Below are 22578 nucleotides of genomic sequence, written 5' to 3'. Positions count from 1 at the left end.
CCTACAAGGACCGCGTAGGTCGCTTAGTTGGCGCTGAGCTTGAGGTTGTCGGCAGCCGGCTTGCCGTCGAAGGTGGTCACCCCTTCAAGCCAGCGGGCTTTGTCTTCGGGGTGGTCCTGCAGCCATTTGCGGGCTGATTCCAGCGCGTCCTTGTGATCGAGCAGCGGCTGCATCATGCGGCTCTCGGTCTCGGCGCTGAAGGTCAGGTTGGCCAGCAGCCGGCTGGCGTTGGGGCAGCGCTCGGCATAGTCAGGCGCGGTCACCGTCCACACTGTGGCGCGGCCTTCGTCCGGGCCGAGGGCGTCTTCACTGGCGCCCAGGTAGACCATGTCGATGTTGACGTTCATCGGGTGCGGGGTCCAACCGAAGAACAGCACCGCTTCCTTGCGCCGCACTGCGCGGTCAACCGCAGCCAACATGCCGGCCTCGCTGGACTCGACCAGCTGGAACTTGCCCAGGCCGAACTGGTTCTTGGCGATCATTGCCTTGATCTGGGTATTGGCGCCTGAACCGGGTTCGATGCCGTAGATCTTGCCGCCCAGCTGCTTCTCGAACTTGTGGATGTCGGCAAAGCTTTGCAGGCCCTGATCGGCCAGGTATTTGGGCACCGCCAGGGTGGCGCGGGCATCGTTCAGGCTGGGCTCAGCGAGCACCTTGACCTGCTTGGCCTCGACGAACGGGGTGATGGTCTGGTTCATGATCGGGTTCCAGTACCCGAGGAACATGTCCAGGCGCTTGTCGCGGATGCCGGCAAAAATGATCTGTTGCGAGGCACTGGTCTGTTTGGTCTGGTAACCCAGGCCATCGAGCAATACCTGAGCCATGGCGCTGGTGGCGATGACGTCGGTCCAGTTGACCACGCCGAGGCGGACCTTCTGGCACACCGCAGGTTCGCCAGCAAATGCTGGCAGGGCAAAGCTGGTACTCAACACAAGGGGTAACAGGCTGCGGCGGATCAAGCTGTGCATGGTGGCTCTCCATCGGCAGTGCATGTTGTTATGGTGGGCGACCTCTGCGGGCCGTGTGACTAAGCTACCCGGCAAGCCTAGGCAAAAGTCGCACGCTGGCGACCAACATTTGCACCCTGGCGACTACCTTGTGCGGGAGCCCTCGATGGCCGTTACCATTCACTTTCTGCTGTTGCCGGGTTTTTCCGCGATGGGCTTTATCAGTGCCCTCGAGCCGTTGCGGGTGGCCAACCGCTTTCGCGGGGCGTTGTATCGCTGGCGCGTGCTCAGCCTGGACGGCGGCGCGGTGCAGGCGAGCAATGGCATGTCGGTCAATGCCGATGCTGCATTGGCGGGTGAGGCGGCGCCGCAGATGCTGTTGGTGGTGGCTGGCTTTGACCCGCTGGCGCACTACAGCCTGGCGTTGCAGCAGGCGCTGCGTCGGCTGGAGCACGAGGGGGTGATTCTCGGCGGGATCGATACCGGCGCGATGCTGCTGGCTGAAGCCGGCCTGCTCGAAGGCTATCGGGCGACCTTGCACTGGGAAGCGCTGGAGGCGTTCAAGGAACGCTACCCACGCTTGCAGGCCACCCAGGAGTTGTTCGAGATCGACCGGCGACGGATCACCTGTGCCGGCGGTACGGCATCGATCGACCTGATGCTCGATCTGATCGCCCAGGCCCATGGCAGCGAGCTGGCGGTGCAGGTTTCCGAGCAGTTCGTGCTCGGCCGCATCCGCCCACGCCAGGATCATCAGCGCATGCAGATTGCCGCGCGTTACGGGCTGAGCAACAAGAAGCTGGTCAAGGTGATCGGCGAGATGGAACGCAATACCGAGGAGCCGTTGAACACTCAGGTGCTGGCCGACCTGATCCAGGTCACCCGGCGCCAGTTGGAGCGGTTGTTCCGCCTGCACCTGAACGACACGCCGAGCGGCTTCTATCTGCGTCTGCGGCTGGACAAGGCGCGCCAGTTGCTGCGCCAGACCGACATGAGCGTGCTGCAGGTCAGCATCGCCTGCGGCTTTGACTCGGCGTCGTACTTTACCCGCTGCTACCGGGCGCGCTTCGAGCGCTGCCCGCGGGCCGACCGCCACACCAGTGCGGCGTCATGACGGCGGCGGGTTATTGTTGACCGATCGACTGCAGGTATTCGGAGCGATCATCGCTGCGTTGCGCCACGCAGGTGTTCCATGCCGCTTCGAAGGCCTTGCTGCCGGGCTTCTCGGCAGCGGTCTCGACCTTGCAGTCGGCATCGCGCAGTTGCGTCCACAGGGTTTGCGCCGCGCGGAAGCGCTCGGACAGGCTCTGCACCTTGTCGCCCTCATCCGGGTACTGGTCGCGGATTCGCTGGATCAGGTCATCGAAGGCCGCCTGTAGCTCGCGCTCAGCGGTTTGCTTGTTGTAGGCGGCGCAGGCGTAACCCTGGGCATCGCTGTCGACGTTGTCGCATGGGGTGGACTCATCGTCTGCGGCGAACGCGAACGGCGCGCTCAACAATAAAGTCAGGCCTATCAATGAATTGATCCGCAGCATGTTCACTTCCCATGAAAAAGTCGGGCAATTCTCGCTCAGCGCTGCCCCCTTGAACAGGCTTGAGCGACATTTGTCATGAAGCCAACTGTCGCGATGAGGGCTTTGACGCTTTCGGTATGGCCCTTGTCGTTTTTGCATCCGGCTCGTCGTTCGCGCAGGCATATGCTGGCCCTAAACGCCGACACCTGATTCGGCGCAACCCATATCAAAAAGGGGACAGCCTGATGAGCCCAGCCGAATTACACGCCGACAGCATCGTCATCGATGGCCTGATCATCGCCAAGTGGAACCGCGAGCTGTTCGAGGACATGCGCAAAGGCGGCCTGACCGCAGCCAACTGCACAGTGTCGGTGTGGGAAGGGTTCAAGGCCACCGTCGACCAGATCGCCGCCAGCCAGAAGCTGATCCGCGACAACAGCGATTTGGTGATGCCGGTACGCACCACCGCCGACATCCGCAAAGCCAAGGAGCTGGGCAAGACCGGTATCCTTTTCGGCTTCCAGAACGCCCACGCCTTCGAAGATCAGATCGCCTACGTCGATGTGTTCAAGCAGCTCGGCGTCGGCATCGTGCAGATGTGCTACAACACCCAGAACCTGGTTGGCACCGGTTGCTATGAACGTGATGGCGGCCTGTCCGGCTTCGGTCGCGAAATCGTCGCCGAGATGAACCGCGTCGGGATCATGTGCGACCTGTCCCACGTCGGCTCGAAAACCTCCGAAGAAGTCATCCTCGAATCGAAAAAGCCGGTGTGCTACTCGCACTGCCTGCCGTCCGGGCTTAAAGAGCACCCGCGCAACAAGTCCGATGCTGAACTGAAGTTCATCGCCGATCACGGCGGCTTCGTTGGCGTGACCATGTTTGCGCCGTTCCTGGCCAAGGGCATCGATTCGACCATCGACGATTACGCCGAGGCGATCGAATACACCATGAACATCGTCGGTGAAGATTCCATCGGCATCGGCACCGACTTTACCCAGGGTCACGGCCAGGAGTTCTTCGAATACCTGACCCACGACAAGGGCTACGCCCGCCGTCTGACCAACTTCGGCAAGATCATCAACCCACTTGGCATCCGCACTGTGGGCGAGTTCCCCAACCTCACCGAAACCCTGCTCAAGCGCGGCCACAGCGAACGCGTGGTGCGCAAGATCATGGGCGAGAACTGGGTCAACGTGCTCAAGGATGTGTGGGGCGAGTAAGCCGCACTCCAAACCGTTCTGCCCAGGCCAGAACCTGCCTGGGCCATCTTTCAAAAATTTCTGGAGTTAAGTTTCCATGGCCAAGATCGCCCCGCAATTGCCAATCGAAGTCGACAGCGAGACCGGTGTCTGGACTTCCGACGCGCTGCCGATGCTGTATGTGCCACGCCATTTCTTCGTCAACAACCACATGGGCATCGAAGAAGTGCTGGGCGCCGATGCCTACGCCGAGATCCTCTACAAGGCCGGCTACAAGTCGGCCTGGCACTGGTGTGAAAAAGAAGCCGAATGCCATGGCCTGGAAGGCGTGGCGGTGTTCGAGCACTACATGAAACGCCTGTCCCAGCGCGGCTGGGGCCTGTTTGAAATCGAAGCCATCGACCTCGACCAGGGCACCTGCAGCGTCAGGCTCAAGCACTCGGCGTTCGTCTATGTGTACGGCAAGGTTGGCCGCAAGGTCGACTACATGTTCACCGGCTGGTTTGCCGGCGCCATGGACCAGATTCTCGCCGCCCGTGGCAGCTCGCTGCGCACCGTGGCAGAGCAGGTCTACGGCGGGTCGGAAGAGGGCCACGAAGATGGCCTGTTCGTTACAAAGCCGTTGTAAGCCTGAGCCGGAGATAGCGTCATGGCCTTCGAAGCAATGTTCCAGCCGATCCAGATCGGCAAACTGACCATCCGTAACCGCGTGCTGAGTACTGCCCACGCCGAGGTGTATGCCACCGACGGCGGCATGACCACCGACCGTTACGTCAAATACTACGAAGAGAAGGCCAAGGGCGGTATCGGCCTGGCCATCTGTGGTGGCTCGTCGGTGGTCGCCATCGACAGCCCGCAGGAATGGTGGGCTTCGGTCAATCTGTCGACCGACCGGATCATCCCGCACTTCCAGAACCTTGCCGACGCTATGCACAAGCACGGCGCCAAGATCATGATCCAGATTACCCACATGGGTCGCCGCTCACGTTGGGACGGCTTCAACTGGCCAACCCTGATGTCGCCGTCGGGCGTGCGTGAGCCAGTGCACCGTGCGACCTGCAAGACCATCGAGCCGGAAGAGATCTGGCGGGTGATCGGCAACTATGCGCAAGCTGCGCGCCGGGCCAAGGAAGGTGGCCTGGATGGCGTCGAACTGTCGGCAGTGCACCAGCACATGATCGACCAGTTCTGGAGCCCGCGGGTCAACAAGCGTACCGACGAATGGGGCGGCAGCTTCGAAGGCCGGATGAAGTTCGGCATGGAAGTGCTCAAGGCCGTGCGCGCCGAGGTTGGCGACGACTTCTGCGTGGGCATGCGCATCTGTGGTGACGAGTTCCACCCCGATGGCCTCAGCCACGAAGACATGAAGCAGATCGCCGCGTACTACGATGCGACCGGCATGCTCGACTTCTTTGGCGTGATCGGTTCGGGCTGCGACACCCACAACACCCTGGCCAACGTCATCCCCAACATGAGCTTCCCGCCGGAGCCGTTCCTGCACCTGGCCGCCGGCATCAAGGAAGTGGTCAAGGTCCCGGTACTGCACGCGCAGAACATCAAGGACCCGAACCAGGCACAGCGCATCCTCGAAGGTGGCTATGTCGACATGGTCGGCATGACCCGTGCGCACATGGCCGACCCGCACCTGATCGCCAAGATCAAGATGGGCCAGATCGACCAGATCAAACAGTGTGTCGGTGCCAACTACTGCATCGACCGCCAGTACCAAGGGCTGGATGTGCTGTGCATCCAGAACGCCGCGACCTCCCGTGAATACATGGGCGTGCCGCACATCATCGAGAAGACCACCGGCGTCAAACGCAAGGTAGTCGTGGTCGGTGCCGGCCCTGCCGGCATGGAAGCGGCGCGAGTTGCCGCCGAGCGTGGCCACGACGTGACCGTGTTCGAGAAGAAAGAACAGATGGGCGGGCAGATCACCATTGCTGCCAAGGCCCCGCAACGCGATCAGATTGCCGGTATCACCCGCTGGTACCAGCTTGAGTTCGCCCGCTTGAAGATCGACCTGCGCCTGGGCACTGCGGCCGACATTGCGACCATCCAGGACCTGCGCCCGGACGTGATCGTGCTGGCCGTCGGCGGCCATCCGTTCGTCGAGCAGAACGAGCACTGGGGCGCCGCTGAAGGCCTGGTGGTCAGCAGCTGGGACGTGCTCGATGGCAAGGTTGCGCCGGGCAAGAACGTGCTGGTGTACGACACCATCTGCGAATTCACCGGTATGTCGACCGCGGACTTCATCGCCGACAAGGGCAGCCAGGTCGAGATCGTCACCGACGATATCAAGCCAGGCGTGGCCATGGGCGGCACCACCTTCCCGACCTACTACCGCAGCATGTACCCGAAAGAAGTGATCATGACCGGCGACCTGATGCTGGAAAAGGTCTACCGCGAAGGCGACAAGCTGATCGCGGTGCTGGAAAACGAATACACCGGCGCCAAGGAAGAGCGGGTGGTTGACCAGGTGGTGATCGAGAACGGCGTGCGTCCTGATGAAGAGCTGTACTACGGGCTCAAAGAGGGTTCGCGCAACAAGGGCCAGATCGATGTGGAGGCGCTGTTTGCCATCAAGCCACAGCCGATCCTCAGCCAGCCGGGCGAAGGCTACTTGCTCTATCGCATCGGTGACTGCGTGGCCCAGCGCAACGTGCACGCTGCGATCTACGACGCCTTGCGTCTGTGCAAGGACTTCTGATCGATCGCACATGAACTGGCCCCTGTAGGAGCGGCCTCGTGTCGCGAAAGGGTCGCGAAGCGACCCCGGCGATCTTGTGACGCTACATAGATCCTGGGGCTGCTTTGCAGCCCTTTCGCGACACAAGGCCGCTCCTACAGAGAGCCGCGTTGCCCTTGTGGCGGCGCACGATTTCAGCTGTTGTGGGAGCCTCCCATGTTGAACACCCTTCTACCCATTCTGCTGTTCGCGGCCCTTGGCCTGGCAGTGCTCGGTGCGTTGCGCCGGGTGCGCATGTGGCGCCGTGGCCGGCCGTCCAAGGTCAACCTGCTCGGCGGCCTGCTGGCCATGCCGCGGCGCTACCTGGTGGATCTGCACCATGTGGTCGAGCGCGACAAGTACATGTCCAACACCCACGTCGCCACTGCAGGCGGCTTTGTGTTGTCGGCAGCGCTGGCGATTCTGGTGCATGGCTTTGGCCTGCAGAGCAAGATCCTTGGCTACGCCTTGCTGGTCGCCACCGTGATCATGTTCACCGGCGCTCTGTTCGTCTTCAAGCGGCGCCTCAACCCGCCTGCGCGGCTGTCGAAAGGGCCGTGGATGCGCCTGCCGAAAAGCCTGTTGGTATTCGCGGCGAGCTTCTTCATTGCGACGCTGCCGGTGGCCGGCATCCTGCCCGCCAATACCGGCGGCTGGGTGATGGTCGCGGTGCTGGGGCTTGGCGTGCTGTGGGGCGTGTCCGAGCTGTTCTTTGGCATGACCTGGGGCGGGCCGATGAAGCACGCCTTCGCCGGTGCCCTGCACCTGGCCTGGCACCGTCGTGCCGAGCGCTTTGGCGGTGGCCGCTCGACCGGGCTCAAGCCAATCGACCTGGAAGACCCGAATGCGCTGCTCGGTGTAGAGAAGCCTGCCGACTTCACCTGGAACCAGCTGCTCGGTTTTGACGCCTGCGTGCAGTGCGGCAAGTGTGAGGCGATGTGCCCGGCGTTCGCCGCCGGCCAGCCGCTGAACCCGAAGAAGCTGATCCAGGACATGGTCATCGGCCTGGCTGGTGGCACCGACGCCAAGTTTGCCGGCAGCCCGTATCCGGGCAAGCCGCTGGGCGAGCATGGCGGCCATCCGCATCAGCCCATCGTCAATGGCCTGGTCGATGCCGACACGCTGTGGTCCTGCACCACCTGCCGCGCCTGCGTCGAGGAATGCCCGATGATGATCGAGCACGTCGATGCCATCGTCGACATGCGCCGGCACCTGACTCTGGAACGCGGCGCCACGCCGAACAAGGGCGCCGAGGTGCTCGATAACCTGATCGCCACCGACAACCCGGGCGGCTTCAATCCGGGCGGGCGGATGAACTGGGCCGCCGACCTTAACCTGCAGCTGCTCAGCGAGGTGAAAACCACCGAGGTGCTGTTCTGGGTCGGTGATGGTGCCTTCGACATGCGCAACCAGCGCACCCTGCGTGCCTTCGTCAAAGTGCTCAAGGCGGCTGGTGTGGACTTTGCCGTGCTCGGCCTGGAAGAACGCGACAGCGGTGACGTCGCCCGTCGCCTGGGCGATGAAGCTACCTTCCAGCAACTGGCCAAACGCAATGTCCAGACCCTGGCGCAGTACCGCTTCCAGCGCATCGTCACTTGCGACCCGCACAGCTTCCATGTGCTGAAGAATGAATACGGCGCGCTCGGTGGCGATTATCAGGTGCTGCACCACAGCACTTACATCGCCGAGCTGATCGCCGCCAACAAGCTCAACTTGGGCCAGCACAAAGGTTCCAGCGTGACCTATCACGACCCGTGCTACCTGGGCCGCTACAACGGCGAGTACGAAGCGCCGCGCGAAGTGCTCAAGGCGCTGGGCATCGAAGTACGCGAGATGCAGCGCTCGGGCTTCCGTTCACGTTGCTGCGGCGGCGGTGGCGGTGCACCGATCACCGACATCCCGGGCAAGCAACGGATCCCCGACATGCGCATGGACGACATCCGCGAAACCGAGGCCGAAGTGGTCGCCGTGGGTTGCCCACAGTGCACCGCGATGCTTGAAGGTGTGGTCGAACCACGGCCGCTGATCAAGGACCTCGCCGAGTTGGTCGCCGATGTGCTGATCGAAGCCGATGCTCCAGCTACTGCGAAAGCTGCAGCAGCCAAACGTGAACCTGCGGAGGTGCATTGATGAGCGACATCATCCGCCGCGACCCTCGCGCTGAGTGGATCGCCCGTAACCGTCTGCATCCGCTGCACGCAGCGATGCAGACCCAGCAAACCAGCTGGATGGGGCCTAACGGCATCATCCGCAAGAACCCTCACGCGATTGCCGCAGGTTTCATTGCGGCCAGCGGCCTCAAACGCCTGGACCGCAGCGGTGCCCAACAAGGCACCGCTACCGGGGCCCGGCGTACGGCTGCTGCTGAAGTGCAGTTGCCGCTGCATCAGGTGGCAGATCCGGCGTTTTACATCGCTGTGGTGCCGGACATGGTCGGGGGCCGCCTCGGTTCTCACGACCGCGACTTGCTCGGCTTGGCTCACAGCCTGGCTGGCAAGGATGGCGCGGTGCTGGCGATTGTTTTTGGCGAGCACAAAGAAAGCAATTTCGGCGCCGCCGGTGTCGATCGCCTGCTGGTGATCGAAGGCGAGGCATTCCAGGGTTATGCACCGGAGCAACTGGTGCAGGGCCTGCGCGCTGTGGATAACCAGTTTGCCCCGCAACATTGGTTGCTGCCAGACAGCCGCACCGGTGGCGGTGAGCTTGGCCGACGCTTTGCTGCATCGCTGGGTGAGCGCCCGGCAACGCGGGTCTGGCAGATCAAGGATGGCCAGTGCATCGGCCGTGCTGGCGCGGGTCAACAAGACCTGCAACGGGGCATGGCGCGGTTGATTCTGGCGGCTGCCGAATGCGCCGAGCCGGTCAGTGAAACCCGCCATGAGGCGCTACCGGTCGAGTTGTCCACAAGCGTTGCGCGCAGCCTGTCGCGGATCGAAGACCTCGGCTCGGTGGCGGTCGACCCGGCCGCCATTGCCATGGCCGAGTCGGAGTTCATCGTCTCTGGCGGCAACGGCGTCAAGGACTGGGAGCTGTTCCACCGCGCCACCGCTGCATTGGGCGCCACTGAGGGTGCCTCGCGGGTGGCCGTCGACGACGGCTTCATGCCGCGTACGCGCCAGGTTGGCGCGACAGGCACCTGGGTTACCGCGCGGGTGTACATGGCGGTCGGCATTTCCGGCGCGATCCAGCACCTGCAGGGTATTGGCGCTTGCGACAAGGTGGTGGCGGTGAACATGGACCCTGGCTGCGACATGATCAAACGGGCCGACCTGTCAGTGATTGGCGACAGCGCGGCGATTCTTCAGGCTCTGATCGAAGCTGTGGATAACTACCGCAGCGGCGGCCAGCGCGACGCGGCATAAGGGTTCCAACATGAGTACAAAGGTCATTAGCCTGGTTTCCATTGGTGCTCATCCCGGCTCTGGCCGTAGTCGCCGGGCCGAGCAGGATGCCCGTGCGGTCGAGCTGGGGTTGCAGCTGGCTGGGGATAACTTGCAGGTGGTGCATGCTGGCGATCACCGCCAGGAGGCGTTGCGGGCTTATCTGGGCATGGGCCTGGATCATCTGGATGTGCTCGAACAGCCGGAAGGGGCTGACGTGCTCGAAGTGCTTGGCGACTACTTACGTGATGCTGGCGCCCAGCTGGTGTTGACCGGCAGCCAGGCCGAGACCGGCGAAGGTTCAGGCATGTTGCCGTTCTTGCTGGCCGAGAAGCTGGGTTGGCCGTTGATTGTCGGGCTGGCTGAGGTCGAGTCGATCGAGAATGGCACCGCACAGGTCTTGCAGGCGCTACCGCGTGGTCAGCGGCGCCGGCTGAAGGTGCGCTTGCCGTTGCTGGCCACTGTGGATAACGCAGCACCCAAGCCACGCCAGAGCGCGTTTGGCCCTGCGCGGCGTGGCGTGCTGGCAGCGCGTGATGTGGCGATTGTTGAGGATGAGCTGCTGGCGGACGCCGAGCTGCAACCGGCCCGTCCACGGCCCAAGCGGCTCAAGGTGATCAAGGCCAAGAGCGGTGCGGATCGGATGAAGGCTGCGACGGCCAAGGCCAGCGGTGGCGGCGGCAAGGTGCTGAAGGATGTTTCCCCCCAGGAAGGCGCCGAGGCCATCCTGAAGTTGCTGGTTGAAGAAGGGGTGCTGCGTTAGCGGCAGTGCCTGATTCCTGCGCGGTCCCTGTAGGAGCGGCCTTGTGTCGCGAAAGGGTCGCGCAGCGGCCCCACATTTTCAGCTTCGCCGCTGACATTGCTGGGCCAGCTCCGCTGGCCTTTCGCGACACAAGGCCGCTCCTACACAGAGCGCTGTTCTTACGCACATTTGCTGTTAGTCAGGCTGTGGATAAAGTGTTCGCTCATGTCTGCAGCCCTTTGAATTCGGGGCGTGCAGCCCTCTGTACAATAATTGATCAACCTAAGCCATGGATTTCCATGGCTTTTTTCCGTGCACAGGCGTTGTAGTTGCCCACAATCGCTGTTAGCGGGGCTGTGGATAAACTGTTCGGCTAACTCGCTAGGCCACGTATCCCGTGGCTTACATAGGATTGATCAAAATTCAATCAATCTTCATCACAAGATGCTCGAATGCCTGAGATTCAGGGCTCTCGATAGCTTATCCACATGTGTAATCAATGTTGTTCACATTCTCTGTTGGCGCTTCTGTGGACAACATGTTTGGCATCCGCTGCAAGCCACTTATCTTAAGGCCTGTAGAGAAATGATCAATAATTGATCAGGAGGGGCTTGGAGCGAGGTCTGAGAATGCTACCGGGTACCTGTGGACAACGTGCCGGGCACACGCAAAGGCATGCCCGGCAGGTCAATTACTGCGTAACGACTTCTTTCAGATAAGGCGCAGGTTCCGCACCGAGGTTTTCCAGCACGCGCTGGCTGTACCAGTCGATGAAGTTGACCACACCAAACTCGTAAGTCTTGGAGTACGGCCCAGGTTGATAGGCAGTTGAGTTGATCCCGCGCTGGTTCTCTTCAGCCAGACGGCGGTCCTGGTCGTTGGTGGCGTCCCACACTTTGCGCATCTGCTCTGGGTCGTAATCAACGCCTTCAACAGCATCCTTGTGAACCAGCCACTTGGTGCTGACCAGGGTCTCCTGAGCGCTGATCGGCCACACCGTGAAGACAATCATGTGATCGCCCATGCAGTGGTTCCACGAGTGCGGCAGGTGCAGGATGCGCATCGAGCCCAGGTCCGGGTTCTGGATGCGGCCCATCAGCTTCTTGCTCGCCTGCTTGCCGTCCATGGTCATCGATACCGTGCCCTTGAGCAGCGGCATGCGCACGATGCGGTTACGCAGGCCGTGGCTCTTGTGCAGGTAAGGGATTTTCTCTGCTTCCCACGCGGTGGCGCAGGCAGCGACGTGGTCCTTGAACGACTGATCGGCACGCGGGTCGTTGGTGTCGTCCCACTCGAGCAGGGTCTTGAGCAGCTCTGGGTGCGAGCCGGAGCAGTGGTAGCACTCGCGGTTGTTTTCCAGCACCAGCTTCCAGTTGGCTTTCTCCAGCAAGGTGGTTTGCACCGCCACCTTGGTGTTCTCCATGTCGTACGGTTCCATGTAGTGGTCGAGCGTCGCCAGGAACTCGTCGATCGCCGGCGGGTTCTGCGCCAGACTGATGAAGATGTAGCCACCCGCGACTTTGACATTGACCGGCTTGAGGCCGTACTCCTTCATGTCGAAATCGGCGCCCATTTCGGTGCCGGCAAACAACAGGCGGCCATCGAGCTCGTAGGTCCACTGGTGGTAGTGGCAGACCAGCTTGGCGACCTTGCCCTTCTCGCTGGTGCACAGCCGCGAGCCGCGGTGGCGGCAGACGTTGTGGAATGCATGCACCTTGCCTTCGGCGCCACGGATGACAATGATCGGGTTTTTGCCGACCTGCAGGGTGAGGAAGTTGCCCTTGGTCGGGATCTCGCAGGTCATGCCTGCGATCAGCCATTCCTTCTGGAAAATTTCCTGCATGTCGATCTGAAACAGACGCTCGTCAGTGTAGAACGGCTGGGGCAGCGAGTAGGTGCGCTCGCGGGTCTGCAGCATCTCGGCGGTGGCCTTGCGTGCAGCTTCCAGTGGATCGCCCAGGCTCAGGGTTGCGGTGACGTCCATCGTTGTAATCCTCAAGGCCGATAAAGGCCGGCGAAAGGTGGCTAATCGTTGTTTTAGTGCCGCAAGGCAGGTGCAGAAAACATCAGGTCTAGTTGCCGTGGAGTGTGCGATCAAGGGCGCCTTGAGCCGTATCCATGGGCGACATGGCCGAATCGAATTCCGACGCGCCAGCCCTTGTCGTGCGGGGCTGGTCGCGATAAGCACGCCGATGTCGCTGATGGGAATGTGCCGGGCCACGGCCTTGAGCATTATCGGAGCCATAAAAGGCCGGTAGTCGGCCGCGGGAGAACAACATGTCCGAAACATTCCTCAACCCGGTCAGCACCCAGACCTGGGCCAACGGCCGCCACATCGTGCGCTGCGTCAAGGTCATCCAGGAAACCTGGGATGTGCGCACCTTCTGCTTCATGGCCGACCAGCCGATCATGTTCTTCTTCAAGCCCGGCCAGTTCGTCACCCTGGAGCTTGAGATCGAAGGCAAGCAGGTGATGCGCTCGTACACCATCTCCAGCTCGCCGTCGGTGCCGTACAGCTTCTCGATCACGGTCAAGCGGGTACCGGGTGGGCATGTTTCCAACTACCTGCACGACACCATGCACGAAGGCGCCGAACTGCCGGTGCACGGTCCGGTCGGCTTGTTCAACGCAATCGATTTCCCGGCACCAAAGGTGCTCTACCTCAGCGGTGGCGTCGGTATTACCCCGGTGATGTCGATGGCGCGCTGGTTCTACGACACCAACGCCAACGTCGACATGGTGTTCGTCCACAGCGCGCGTTCACCGAAGGACATCATCTACCACCGCGAGTTGGAGCAGATGGCCTCGCGCATCCCCAACTTCAGCCTGCACATCATTTGTGAAAAGCACGGGCTGGGCGAGCCGTGGGCAGGCTATCGGGGCTATCTGAACCAGCGCCTGATGGAGCTGATCGCCCCGGATTACATGGAGCGCGTGGTGTTCTGCTGCGGGCCTACGCCGTACATGAGCGCGGTCAAGCGCATGCTCGAGGCGGTCGGCTTCGACATGAACAACTACCACGAGGAGTCGTTTGGTGCGACCCCGGCAGAGGCCAAGGCCGACGCTGTCGAGCACGCCGAACAGGCAGCCGATGCACCGGAAGTGGATCTGTCCGATCTGAACCTGGTGGAATTCGTCGGCAGCGACAAGAGCATCCGCGTGGCCCCGGGCGAGACCGTGCATGCGGCGGCGGCCAAGGTTGGCCTGATGATCCCGAAAGCCTGCGGCATGGGCATCTGCGGCACCTGCAAGGTGCTCAAGCTGGGCGGCGAAGTGGACATGGAGCACAACGGTGGCATCACCGAAGAGGACGAAGCCGAGGGCTACATCCTCTCCTGCTGCAGCGTGCCGCGCGGCGACGTGCGTATCGAGTACTAAGCCGAGGCCGCTTGGGCCCTGCAGCCTGGGTCAGACGCGGAAGCGTGCAACCAGGCTGCTGAGGTCGACGGCCAGACGCGACAGCTCGGCACTCGCCGCGCTGGTCTGGTGTGCACCCGTGGCGCTTTGCACCGACAGGTCGTTGATGTTGACCAGGTTGCGGTCGACTTCACGGGCGACCTGAGCCTGTTCTTCCGCCGCACTGGCGATGACCAGGTTGCGCTCGTTGATGTGCGCTACTGCCGTGGCGATGGTGTCCAGCGCCAGGCCCGCGCCGCGGGCGATGTTCAGGGTTGATTCGGCGCGTTCGGTGCTGGTGCGCATCGAGTCGACCGCCTGGCCGGTGCCGCCCTGGATGGTGCCGATCATGCGCTCGATCTCGCTGGTCGACTGCTGGGTGCGATGCGCCAGCGCACGCACTTCGTCAGCTACCACGGCAAAACCACGCCCGGCCTCACCGGCCCGCGCTGCCTCGATGGCGGCGTTGAGGGCGAGCAGGTTGGTCTGATCGGCCAGGCCGCGAATCACGTCGAGTACCTTGCCGATATCCCGCGACTGTTCAGCCAGGTGAGTGATCAGCTTGGCAGTGCCCTGGACGTCACCGCTCATGCGCTCGATAGCGCTGACGGTTTCCATTACCAGGTCACGGCCATCGCTGGTCGAACGGCTGGCTTCGGCCGAAGCCTCCGAGGTGCTGACGGCATTGCGCGCCACTTCTTCGACCGCGCTGGTCATCTCTGTTACGGCAGTGGCGGCTTGTTCGATTTCGGCGTTCTGCTGCTGCAGGCCGCGCGCGCTTTCGTCGGTCACGCTGTTGAGCTCTTCGGCCGCCGAGGCGAGCTGGGTAGAGGAGCCGGAAATAAGGTGCAGGGTGTCGCGCAGCTTTTCCTGCATGCGTGCCATGGCCCGCTGCAGGCGCGCTGCTTCGTCGCTGCCTTCGGCGCGAATGGTGTGGGTGAGGTCGCCATCGGCTACTTGTTCGGCGGCCTGCAAGGCCTCTTCGATCGGCTTGACGATGCTGCGGGTCAGCAGCAGTGCGCAGACCAGGGTCAGCACGGTAGCGACGATGAGCAGGCCGATCACCAGGGTGAACGCCGTGCTGTACTGGTTGGCGGCGGTGGCGTTGGCGTTGCGCGCCTGCTCGGTGTTCATTTCCAGCAGGGTGTTCATGACCTTGTTGATCTGCTCGGAGTTGGTCAGCAGGTCGCGGTTGAGCAGGTCGGCCAGTTCGTCGATGCGATTGGTCTGGCTCAGGCTGCGCATGCGGGTTTCCAGCTGGCGGTACTGGGTCAGCAATTGGCCGTACTGATCGAACGCGGCTTGTTCTTCGGCGGCGACGATAAACGTCTGGTAACGGCTCTGGGCCTTGTCGATCTGTGCATTGCGCTCGTCCAGCAGGCGCAGGGTGTCTTGCTGAGTGGCCGGGTCACGATTGACCAACAGGCGATAGGACAGCGTACGCAAGCGCAGGCTCAGCGCGGTCAGCTCATCGAGGGTCTTGATGCTCGGCACGTTGATGCTTTCGATGGCGACACCCGCCTGGCGAATTTTGCCCATCTGGATCAGCGAAAATACGCCAAGGCCAAGCATCAATGCGCCGATCAAGGCAAACCCGAGCAAGGCGCGCGGGGCGATATTCATATTGCGTAGCGACATGATTTGGACAATCCAGGCAAGGTAAGGGGGCGCGCAATCCTTGCGTCGGGATGAGACCTGTATGGCTATCGGTCGTGACCGGCCAGTCTTGAGTGCGATGAGCAAAAGCCCGAGTTGGCCGCGACAAATCCTGACCGGCGGTTGACCCAGGCCGGAACAAGGTGGCCGATCCCCTGTCAATCTGGCCTGGCTGAAGCCTTTTGACCCGATATTTAATGGCGGGGGCGCGTGCTTTTCTTTATCGTGTGCGCCCTCTGCAACAACCCGAGATAGACATACCCCATGTTGGAAACTTCCCTGAATCAACTCGAGCAACTGGTCAACGACCTGATGCAGAAAAACACCCAGCTGAGCGAGCAGAACGCTGCCATCGCCCAGGAACTGGCCCAGGCCAAGGAAGATAACGACAGCCTGCAGCTGTCGCTGATGGAACAGGAAGAGAAACACGGCGCCGCTGCTGCGCGTATCCAGGCGCTGGTTGAGCGCGCCAGCGCAGGTGTCGTCAACGCATGAAACTGCAAGCGCAGCCGATCAATGTCGTGTCGATTCTGGGTATCGACTATTCGATCAAAGCCCCTGAAGGCCAGGAAGAGACCCTCTCGCAGGCTGTGCGGATGCTTAACACCGCCCTCAACGAAACCAAGCGCCAGTACCCGACCCTGATCGGTGACAAGCTGCTGGTTCTGGCGGCGCTGAACCTGTGCTCGCGGCAGATCGAACTGCAAAAAGAGCATCAAGTGACGCTCGCGCGCACCCAGGCGCAGATCGATGCCACGGTAGATGCCATCGCACGCACCATCGGCGAGCAGTAAAGCACTAGCCAGCAGGCAAATTTCGAGCGGGGAACAGCCATGCGGTGACGCGTGGCTGTTCCCCGTTTTGCGTTAAGCGTTTGTCGATGATTACTGGATTGAATGGATACGTAAGTGTATACAATCTCCCAAAACAAGAATCCTGGGGGAGGGAAACGTATGCGTATCTGGCGGCGAAGTATCCAGTTGCAGTTGATCGCAGGCATGGGCGCAGCCCTGTTGGTGAGCATCCTGGTGGTGGTTGCGATCTATACCGTGGCGCTCAATCGCCTGACCGAGCGCTATCTGCTGGACACTGCGCTGCCGGCCAGCATCGAGGCCATCCGCAACGATATCGAGCGCATGCTCAGCCAGCCGCTGGTGGCGGCCGCCGATATCGCTGGCAATACCCTGCTGCGTGACTGGCTCGCTGCCGGTGAGAATCCCGCGGAGGCGGCGCGCTTCGTTGAATACCTGGAGGCTGCCAAGCAGCGCAACCATGCGTTTACCGCGTTGTTCGCCGCCACTGCCAGCGGCCACTACTACAACGAGAAAGGCCTGGATCGCACCCTTAGCCGGCAGAACCCCAAGGACCAGTGGTTCTATGGCTACATCGACAGTGGTGCCGAGCGGCTGATCAATATCGACGTGGATGGTGCCACCGGCGAGGTGGCGCTGTTCATCGACTACCGCATCGAAAAGGCCGGGCAACTGGTCGGCATCGCCGGCATGGGCTTGCGCCTGACCGAGTTGTCCAGGCTGATCCACGACTTCAGCTTTGGCGAGCAGGGCAGGGTCATGCTGGTGCGCAACGACGGCCTGATCCAGGTCCACCCGGACAACCAATACAGCGCCAAACGCACGCTTTCCGAACAGGTCGGTGGCGACGCCGCCAAGCTTTTACTGGGGCAGGGCGCAGGCCTGCAACGTAGCCAGTTCGAACGTGACGGCGAGCAGTATCTGGCCCTGAGCCTGCCGCTGCGTGATCTCAACTGGACGCTGGTGGCCGAAGTGCCGCAGGCGCAGATCTACGCGCAGATGCGCCAGGCGGTGTGGCTGACCAGCTTGATCGGTGGGGCAGTCGCTTTGCTGTCATTGCTGTTGGTGGTGCTGCTGGCACGCGGGTTGGTGCGCCCGATCCGCCAGGTGACCACGGCGCTGGTGCAGATCGGTGGCGGCGCCGGCGACCTGAGCCATCGCCTGGATGATTCCCGCGAGGATGAACTGGGTGACCTGGCTCGCGGCTTCAACCGCTTTCTCGACAGCCAGCGGGCGCTGATCGCCGAGGTGTTGAGCACTACCGAGCGCCTGCACCGCTCGGTCGAGCAGGTAACGCAGGTGGTCGGCAACACCGCTGACCGCTCGGAACGCCAGCAACAGATGACCGAGATGGTTGCTACCGCCGTGCACCAGATGGGCCTGACTGTGCAGGATGTTGCGCAAAACGCCGGGCATGCGGCGTACGCCTCGCAGTCGGCACGTGACGAAGCGGTGCAGGCGCGCGCACAAGTGCAACAGTCGGTACAGGGCATCCACGGCATGTCCGGTGAAATCAGCCGGGCTGCCGAGGCGGTGGGCCAGTTGGCGCAGGAAGTGGCCTCGATCGATGAGGTGCTGGCGGTGATTCGCAGCGTTTCCGAGCAGACCAACCTGCTCGCCCTCAATGCGGCCATCGAGGCAGCCCGCGCCGGTGAAATGGGCCGTGGCTTTGCCGTGGTCGCCGATGAAGTGCGCACCCTGGCCCGGCGCACGCAGCTGTCGACCGATCAGGTGCAGCAGATGATTCAGCGCCTCAAGCAGGGCGCCGGCGTGGCTGTGACGTCAATGCAGGCCGGCCAGCTGGCCACCGGTAGCGGGGTTGAAGCAAGCCAGCGCACCGGCACCTCGCTAGGGGCGATCACCGATCAGGTCGAGCGCATCAGTGACATGAACCAGCAGGTGGCCACCGCGACCGAGCAGCAGTCAGCGGTGACTGAAGAGATCAATCGCAACGTGCAGGGGATTTCTGACCTGGCGCGGCAGACCGCCGCCGAGGTGCTTGGTTGTCGCGAGGAATGCCAGACACTGCGCCGCCTGGCCGATGACTTGGCGCGGCAGATGGGTGGTTTCAGGCTTTAAGGTGATGCGTCGGGAGCGTGCACAGTAGCCGGGGTATTTTGTGGTGTTGCACAAATCCCGGGGCCGCTGCGCAGCCCTTTCGCGACACGAGGCCGCTCCTACAGGACCCCGCCGTATCTAAGACGTGCGCTGCTGTAGGAGCGGCCTTGTGTCGCGAAAGGGGCGCGTAGCGGCCCCGACATTGTGTGGTGGTGCACAAATCGCCGGGCCCGCGTTGCGGGCCTTTCACGACACAAGGCCGCTCCTACAGGGGGGTGGCTGCCACGACGGCGCGGATATCTGCCGCCAGCTCACGCACGCGCGTGAGCTCGGTGTCCCACGAGCACATGAAGCGTGCGCCGCCGCTGCCAATGAAGGTATAGAAGCGCCAGCCCTTGTTGCGCAGCGCCTCGAGCGCCGGCTCCGGCATCTGCAGGAACACCCCGTTGGCTTCCACCGGGAACATCAGCTTTACCTGCGGCAGGTCGCTGACCAGCGAGGCCAGTAACTGCGCGCAGTGGTTGGCGTGGTTGCCATGGCGCAGCCAGGCGCCGTCTTCCAGCAGGCCCACCCAGGGCGCGGAGAGGAAGCGCATCTTCGATGCCAGTTGGCCGGCCTGTTTGCAGCGGTAGTCGAAGTCTTCGGCCAGCTCGCGATTGAAGAACAGGATCGCTTCGCCCACGGCCATGCCGTTCTTGGTGCCGCCGAAGCACAGCACGTCGACGCCGGCCTTCCAGGTCAGCTCGGCGGGCGAGCAGCCGAGGAACGAGCAGGCATTGGTAAAGCGCGCGCCGTCCATGTGCAGGTTGAGGCCCAGCTCCTTGCAGGTGGCGCTGATCGCCTTGAGCTCGTCGGGGCGGTACACGGTGCCGACTTCGGTGGCCTGGGTGAGGGTCACCACGCGTGGTTTCGGGTAATGAATGTCCTGGCGTTTGAGCGCCACTTCGCGGATCGACTCAGGCGTCAGCTTGCCGTTGACGCTGGGGGCGGTGAGCAGCTTGGAGCCGTTCGAGAAAAACTCCGGAGCGCCGCATTCGTCGGTTTCGACGTGAGCAGTCTCTGAACAGATCACGCTGTGATAGCTCTGGCACAAAGAGGCCAGGGCCAACGAGTTGGCCGCGGTGCCGTTGAAGGCGAAGAACACTTCGCAGTCGGTTTCGAAGATCTTGCGAAAGTACGCCGCCGCACGCTCGGTCCACTGATCGTCGCCGTAGGCGCGCTCGTGGCCCTGATTGGCCTTGGCCATCGCCGCCCAGGCTTCGGGGCAGATGCCGGAATAGTTGTCGCTGGCGAATTGCTGGCTGTTATCTGTCATGACACGGTCCTGTGAACGACGCAGAGATGCACTCTAAACGATCATTTACCCGGTTGCCTATACAACCGTGCACGGCGCAATTGCCCGGCCCGCCGGCGGCTCAAGCACGCGGGCTCAGGCAAATGGCTGATTCTGGCAAGCATGCCCGCCCGCGACAGCTCAACTGCGAATGTCGTAAACGCGCCATTGCAAGGCGTGCGCAGGCATCTGACCCACCCGCCGCAGTCATACCATCGGCACAAAGGGGCACTGAACCCTACTGACAAAAAATGATCGCTGCCGGGAGACACATGATGTTCAGCAAGCAAGACCAGATCCAGGGTTACGACGACGCGCTGCTGGCGGCGATGAATGCCGAAGAACAACGTCAGGAAGATCACATCGAGCTGATCGCTTCGGAAAACTACACCAGCAAGCGCGTGATGCAGGCCCAGGGCAGCGGCCTCACCAACAAATACGCCGAAGGCTATCCGGGCAAGCGCTACTACGGCGGTTGCGAGCACGTCGACAAGGTCGAGGCACTGGCCATCGAGCGCGCCAAGCAATTGTTCGGTGCCGACTACGCCAACGTCCAGCCGCACTCCGGCTCGTCGGCCAACAGCGCCGTGTACCTGGCCCTGCTGCAGGCCGGTGACACCATTCTGGGCATGAGCCTGGCCCACGGCGGCCACCTCACTCATGGTGCCAAGGTGTCGTCCTCGGGCAAGCTGTACAACGCGGTGCAATACGGCATCAACACCGACACCGGCCTGATCGACTACGACGAAGTCGAGCGCCTGGCGGTCGAGCATCAGCCGAAGATGATCGTTGCCGGCTTCTCGGCTTACTCCAAGACCCTCGACTTCCCGCGCTTCCGCGCCATTGCCGACAAGGTCGGCGCGCTGCTGTTCGTCGACATGGCCCACGTTGCCGGCCTGGTTGCCGCTGGCCTGTACCCGAACCCGCTGCCATATGCCGACGTGGTCACCACCACTACTCACAAGACCCTACGCGGTCCACGTGGTGGCCTGATCCTGGCCAAGGCCAACCCGGACATCGAGAAAAAGCTCAACGCTGCAGTCTTCCCCGGCGCCCAGGGCGGCCCGCTGATGCACGTCATCGCCGGCAAGGCAGTGTGCTTCAAGGAAGCGCAGGAGCCAGGTTTCAAGCAGTACCAGCAGCAGGTCATCGACAACGCCCAGGCCATGGCCGAAGTGTTCATCAAGCGCGGTTATGACGTGGTGTCCGGCGGTACCGACAACCACCTGTTCCTGGTCAGCCTGATCCGTCAGGGCCTGACCGGCAAGGACGCTGACGCAGCCCTGGGCCGCGCGCACATCACCGTCAACAAGAACGCCGTACCCAACGACCCGCAGTCGCCGTTCGTTACCTCGGGCCTGCGCATCGGCACCCCGGCGGTCACAACCCGCGGTTTCAAGGTGGCTCAGTGCGTGGCACTGGCCGGCTGGATCTGCGATGTCCTCGACAACCTGGGCGACGCCGACGTCGAAGCCGACGTTGCCAAGCAGGTCGCCGCACTGTGCGCCGACTTCCCGGTTTACCGCTGAGTGGAGTAACAGACAATGGAACGCTATTCGGGCTTCGGCCTTTTCAAACACTCCCTCAGCCACCACGAAAACTGGCAGCGCATGTGGCGCACGCCGACCCCGAAAAAGGTCTATGACGTGGTGATCGTGGGCGGCGGCGGGCATGGCCTGGCCACTGCCTACTACCTGGCCAAGGTGCACGGCATCACCAACGTTGCCGTGGTCGAAAAAGGCTGGCTGGGCGGCGGCAACACTGCGCGTAACACCACCATCGTGCGCTCCAACTACCTGTGGGACGAGTCGGCCAAGCTCTACGAGCACGCCATGAAACTGTGGGAAGGCCTGTCGCAGGACATCAACTACAACGTGATGTTCTCCCAGCGCGGCGTCTACAACCTTTGCCACACCCTGCAGGACATCCGTGATTCGGAGCGTCGGGTCAGCGCCAACCGCCTCAATGGCGTCGACGGCGAGCTGCTCAATACCGACCAGGTCGCGGCCGAAATCCCGTACCTGGACTGCTCGAAAAACACCCGCTATCCGATCCTCGGTGCAACCGTTCAGCGCCGTGGCGGCGTGGCCCGTCACGATGCCGTGGCGTGGGGCTTTGCCCGCGCTGCCGACGCTTTGGGCGTCGACCTGATTCAACAGACCGAAGTGACCGGCTTCCGTAAGGAAAACGGCGCGGTGATTGGTGTCGAGACCAACAAGGGCTTCATCGGCGCCAAGCGCGTCGGCGTGGTCACTGCCGGTAACTCCGGGCACATGGCGCGCCTGGCCGGCTTCCGTCTGCCGCTCGAGTCGCACCCGCTGCAGGCGCTGGTTTCCGAGCCGATCAAGCCAATTATCGACAGCGTGATCATGTCCAACGCGGTCCACGGCTACATCAGCCAGTCGGACAAAGGCGACTTGGTCATCGGCGCCGGTATCGACAGCTGGGTTGGCTATGGCCAGCGCGGTTCGTATCCGGTGATCGAACATACCCTGCAGGCGATCGTCGAGATGTTCCCGATCCTCTCGCGGGTACGCATGAACCGCCAATGGGGCGGCATCGTCGACACCTGCCCGGACGCCTGCCCGATCATCTCCAAGACCCCGGTGAAGAACCTGTTCTTCAACTGCGGCTGGGGCACCGGCGGCTTCAAGGCCACCCCAGGCTCAGGCAACGTGTTTGCCGCAAGCCTGGCCAAAGGCGAAATGCACCCACTGGCTGCGCCATTCTCCATCGACCGCTTCTACAACGGTGCGCTGATCGATGAACACGGCGCTGCGGCCGTCGCCCACTAATCGGAGACAATCGTC

Annotated in this window: 18 protein-coding genes and 1 pseudogene; 14 read left to right on the top strand and 5 right to left on the bottom strand. The window is 62.4% G+C overall.

The window, feature by feature from the left end; all coding sequences use genetic code 11:
• Positions 1–23: 23 nt before the first annotated feature.
• Positions 24–968 (bottom strand): choline ABC transporter substrate-binding protein, encoded by a 945-nt coding sequence (gene choX / locus ACQZ2L_RS15150; protein ID WP_430326799.1) that lies wholly within the window; start codon positions 966–968, stop codon positions 24–26.
• Positions 969–1113: 145 nt separating this feature from the next.
• Here choX and ACQZ2L_RS15145 point away from each other — a divergent pair, with 145 nt between their 5' ends.
• On the top strand, positions 1114–2061 hold the full coding sequence (locus tag ACQZ2L_RS15145; RefSeq protein WP_430326798.1) for a GlxA family transcriptional regulator: 948 nt from the start codon (positions 1114–1116) through the stop codon (positions 2059–2061).
• A 10-nt stretch (positions 2062–2071) separates the two neighbouring features.
• Here ACQZ2L_RS15145 and ACQZ2L_RS15140 read toward each other — a convergent pair whose 3' ends face one another.
• Positions 2072–2473, bottom strand: coding sequence for a lysozyme inhibitor LprI family protein (locus ACQZ2L_RS15140; protein WP_371411593.1), 402 nt, complete (start codon positions 2471–2473; stop codon positions 2072–2074).
• A gap of 233 nt (positions 2474–2706) precedes the next feature.
• Here ACQZ2L_RS15140 and ACQZ2L_RS15135 point away from each other — a divergent pair, with 233 nt between their 5' ends.
• From ACQZ2L_RS15135 to ACQZ2L_RS15110, 6 genes are all read left to right on the top strand, one after another.
• Positions 2707–3684 carry a dipeptidase gene (locus tag ACQZ2L_RS15135; RefSeq protein ID WP_086976918.1) on the top strand — a complete coding sequence of 326 codons (978 nt, stop codon included), beginning with the start codon at positions 2707–2709 and terminating at the stop codon, positions 3682–3684.
• A 76-nt stretch (positions 3685–3760) separates the two neighbouring features.
• Positions 3761–4291, top strand: a complete 531-nt coding sequence (locus tag ACQZ2L_RS15130; protein WP_314874605.1) for a DUF5943 domain-containing protein — start codon at positions 3761–3763, stop codon at positions 4289–4291.
• A 21-nt stretch (positions 4292–4312) separates the two neighbouring features.
• Positions 4313–6373, top strand: a complete 2061-nt coding sequence (gene dgcA / locus ACQZ2L_RS15125) for a dimethylglycine demethylation protein DgcA (protein ID WP_101322481.1) — start codon at positions 4313–4315, stop codon at positions 6371–6373.
• Between the two features lie 195 nt (positions 6374–6568).
• A complete protein-coding gene (dgcB, locus tag ACQZ2L_RS15120; RefSeq protein WP_430326797.1) occupies positions 6569–8521 on the top strand; it encodes a dimethylglycine demethylation protein DgcB in 1953 nt (650 codons plus the stop codon).
• Positions 8521–9753, top strand: a complete 1233-nt coding sequence (locus tag ACQZ2L_RS15115) for an electron transfer flavoprotein subunit alpha/FixB family protein (protein WP_430326796.1) — start codon at positions 8521–8523, stop codon at positions 9751–9753. Before dgcB ends, ACQZ2L_RS15115 begins: the two co-directional genes overlap by 1 nt.
• A gap of 10 nt (positions 9754–9763) precedes the next feature.
• Positions 9764–10534 (top strand): electron transfer flavoprotein subunit beta, encoded by a 771-nt coding sequence (locus ACQZ2L_RS15110; RefSeq protein WP_150572817.1) that lies wholly within the window; start codon positions 9764–9766, stop codon positions 10532–10534.
• A 670-nt stretch (positions 10535–11204) separates the two neighbouring features.
• Here ACQZ2L_RS15110 and gbcA read toward each other — a convergent pair.
• On the bottom strand, positions 11205–12497 hold the full coding sequence (gene gbcA, locus ACQZ2L_RS15105) for a glycine-betaine demethylase subunit GbcA (RefSeq protein WP_430326795.1): 1293 nt from the start codon (positions 12495–12497) through the stop codon (positions 11205–11207).
• Between the two features lie 293 nt (positions 12498–12790).
• On the opposite strand from gbcA, the gene gbcB reads away from it, so the two are divergent.
• Positions 12791–13891, top strand: coding sequence for a glycine-betaine demethylase subunit GbcB (gene gbcB / locus ACQZ2L_RS15100; protein ID WP_430326794.1), 1101 nt, complete (start codon positions 12791–12793; stop codon positions 13889–13891).
• 30 nt (positions 13892–13921) lie between these two features.
• Here gbcB and ACQZ2L_RS15095 read toward each other — a convergent pair whose 3' ends face one another.
• A complete protein-coding gene (locus tag ACQZ2L_RS15095) occupies positions 13922–15547 on the bottom strand; it encodes a methyl-accepting chemotaxis protein (RefSeq protein ID WP_430326793.1) in 1626 nt (541 codons plus the stop codon).
• A gap of 282 nt (positions 15548–15829) precedes the next feature.
• On the opposite strand from ACQZ2L_RS15095, the gene ACQZ2L_RS15090 reads away from it, so the two are divergent.
• From ACQZ2L_RS15090 to ACQZ2L_RS15075, 4 genes and pseudogenes are all read left to right on the top strand, one after another.
• Positions 15830–16060, top strand: coding sequence for a hypothetical protein (locus tag ACQZ2L_RS15090; protein ID WP_103435263.1), 231 nt, complete (start codon positions 15830–15832; stop codon positions 16058–16060).
• Positions 16057–16359: a cell division protein ZapA gene (locus ACQZ2L_RS15085; RefSeq protein WP_101322472.1), complete on the top strand. Its 303-nt coding sequence runs from the start codon at positions 16057–16059 to the stop codon at positions 16357–16359. Before ACQZ2L_RS15090 ends, ACQZ2L_RS15085 begins: the two co-directional genes overlap by 4 nt.
• Before the next feature lie 159 nt (positions 16360–16518).
• Positions 16519–17592 (top strand): annotated as a pseudogene (locus ACQZ2L_RS15080) (HAMP domain-containing protein); the annotation flags it as partial.
• Between the two features lie 126 nt (positions 17593–17718).
• Entirely contained in the window at positions 17719–18456 is a 738-nt protein-coding gene (locus tag ACQZ2L_RS15075) for a methyl-accepting chemotaxis protein (protein ID WP_430326873.1), read from the top strand.
• A gap of 244 nt (positions 18457–18700) precedes the next feature.
• Here the strand turns inward: ACQZ2L_RS15075 and ACQZ2L_RS15070 are convergent, their stop codons facing one another.
• The gene (locus ACQZ2L_RS15070) at positions 18701–19750 is read right to left on the bottom strand and encodes a low specificity L-threonine aldolase (protein WP_181108049.1); all 1050 of its coding nucleotides are present in this window, start codon (positions 19748–19750) and stop codon (positions 18701–18703) included.
• Positions 19751–20043: 293 nt separating this feature from the next.
• On the opposite strand from ACQZ2L_RS15070, the gene glyA reads away from it, so the two are divergent.
• Positions 20044–21297: a serine hydroxymethyltransferase gene (gene glyA, locus ACQZ2L_RS15065; RefSeq protein WP_101322469.1), complete on the top strand. Its 1254-nt coding sequence runs from the start codon at positions 20044–20046 to the stop codon at positions 21295–21297.
• Positions 21298–21312: 15 nt separating this feature from the next.
• The gene (locus ACQZ2L_RS15060; protein WP_101322468.1) at positions 21313–22563 is read left to right on the top strand and encodes a sarcosine oxidase subunit beta family protein; all 1251 of its coding nucleotides are present in this window, start codon (positions 21313–21315) and stop codon (positions 22561–22563) included.
• Positions 22564–22578: the final 15 nt, after the last annotated feature.

The sequence above is a fragment of the Pseudomonas shirazensis genome (genome assembly GCF_050496565.1).
Lineage (GTDB): Bacteria > Pseudomonadota > Gammaproteobacteria > Pseudomonadales > Pseudomonadaceae > Aquipseudomonas > Aquipseudomonas shirazensis_A.
The sequence above is the reverse complement of the archived record's forward strand: the minus strand, read 5'-3'. Positions and strand labels throughout refer to the sequence as shown.

What these genes read in the sequence shown, in the direction of transcription:
- choX (WP_430326799.1), bottom strand. Translation starts at nt 968, where the DNA reads ATGCACAGCTTGATCCGCCGCAGCCTGTTACCCCTTGTGTTGAGTACC.
- ACQZ2L_RS15145 (WP_430326798.1), top strand. Translation starts at nt 1,114, where the DNA reads ATGGCCGTTACCATTCACTTTCTGCTGTTGCCGGGTTTTTCCGCGATG.
- ACQZ2L_RS15135 (WP_086976918.1), top strand. Translation starts at nt 2,707, where the DNA reads ATGAGCCCAGCCGAATTACACGCCGACAGCATCGTCATCGATGGCCTG.
- ACQZ2L_RS15130 (WP_314874605.1), top strand. Translation starts at nt 3,761, where the DNA reads ATGGCCAAGATCGCCCCGCAATTGCCAATCGAAGTCGACAGCGAGACC.
- dgcA (WP_101322481.1), top strand. Translation starts at nt 4,313, where the DNA reads ATGGCCTTCGAAGCAATGTTCCAGCCGATCCAGATCGGCAAACTGACC.
- dgcB (WP_430326797.1), top strand. Translation starts at nt 6,569, where the DNA reads ATGTTGAACACCCTTCTACCCATTCTGCTGTTCGCGGCCCTTGGCCTG.
- ACQZ2L_RS15115 (WP_430326796.1), top strand. Translation starts at nt 8,521, where the DNA reads ATGAGCGACATCATCCGCCGCGACCCTCGCGCTGAGTGGATCGCCCGT.
- ACQZ2L_RS15110 (WP_150572817.1), top strand. Translation starts at nt 9,764, where the DNA reads ATGAGTACAAAGGTCATTAGCCTGGTTTCCATTGGTGCTCATCCCGGC.
- gbcA (WP_430326795.1), bottom strand. Translation starts at nt 12,497, where the DNA reads ATGGACGTCACCGCAACCCTGAGCCTGGGCGATCCACTGGAAGCTGCA.
- gbcB (WP_430326794.1), top strand. Translation starts at nt 12,791, where the DNA reads ATGTCCGAAACATTCCTCAACCCGGTCAGCACCCAGACCTGGGCCAAC.
- ACQZ2L_RS15095 (WP_430326793.1), bottom strand. Translation starts at nt 15,547, where the DNA reads ATGTCGCTACGCAATATGAATATCGCCCCGCGCGCCTTGCTCGGGTTT.
- ACQZ2L_RS15090 (WP_103435263.1), top strand. Translation starts at nt 15,830, where the DNA reads ATGTTGGAAACTTCCCTGAATCAACTCGAGCAACTGGTCAACGACCTG.
- ACQZ2L_RS15085 (WP_101322472.1), top strand. Translation starts at nt 16,057, where the DNA reads ATGAAACTGCAAGCGCAGCCGATCAATGTCGTGTCGATTCTGGGTATC.
- ACQZ2L_RS15075 (WP_430326873.1), top strand. Translation starts at nt 17,719, where the DNA reads ATGACCGAGATGGTTGCTACCGCCGTGCACCAGATGGGCCTGACTGTG.
- ACQZ2L_RS15070 (WP_181108049.1), bottom strand. Translation starts at nt 19,750, where the DNA reads ATGACAGATAACAGCCAGCAATTCGCCAGCGACAACTATTCCGGCATC.
- glyA (WP_101322469.1), top strand. Translation starts at nt 20,044, where the DNA reads ATGTTCAGCAAGCAAGACCAGATCCAGGGTTACGACGACGCGCTGCTG.
- ACQZ2L_RS15060 (WP_101322468.1), top strand. Translation starts at nt 21,313, where the DNA reads ATGGAACGCTATTCGGGCTTCGGCCTTTTCAAACACTCCCTCAGCCAC.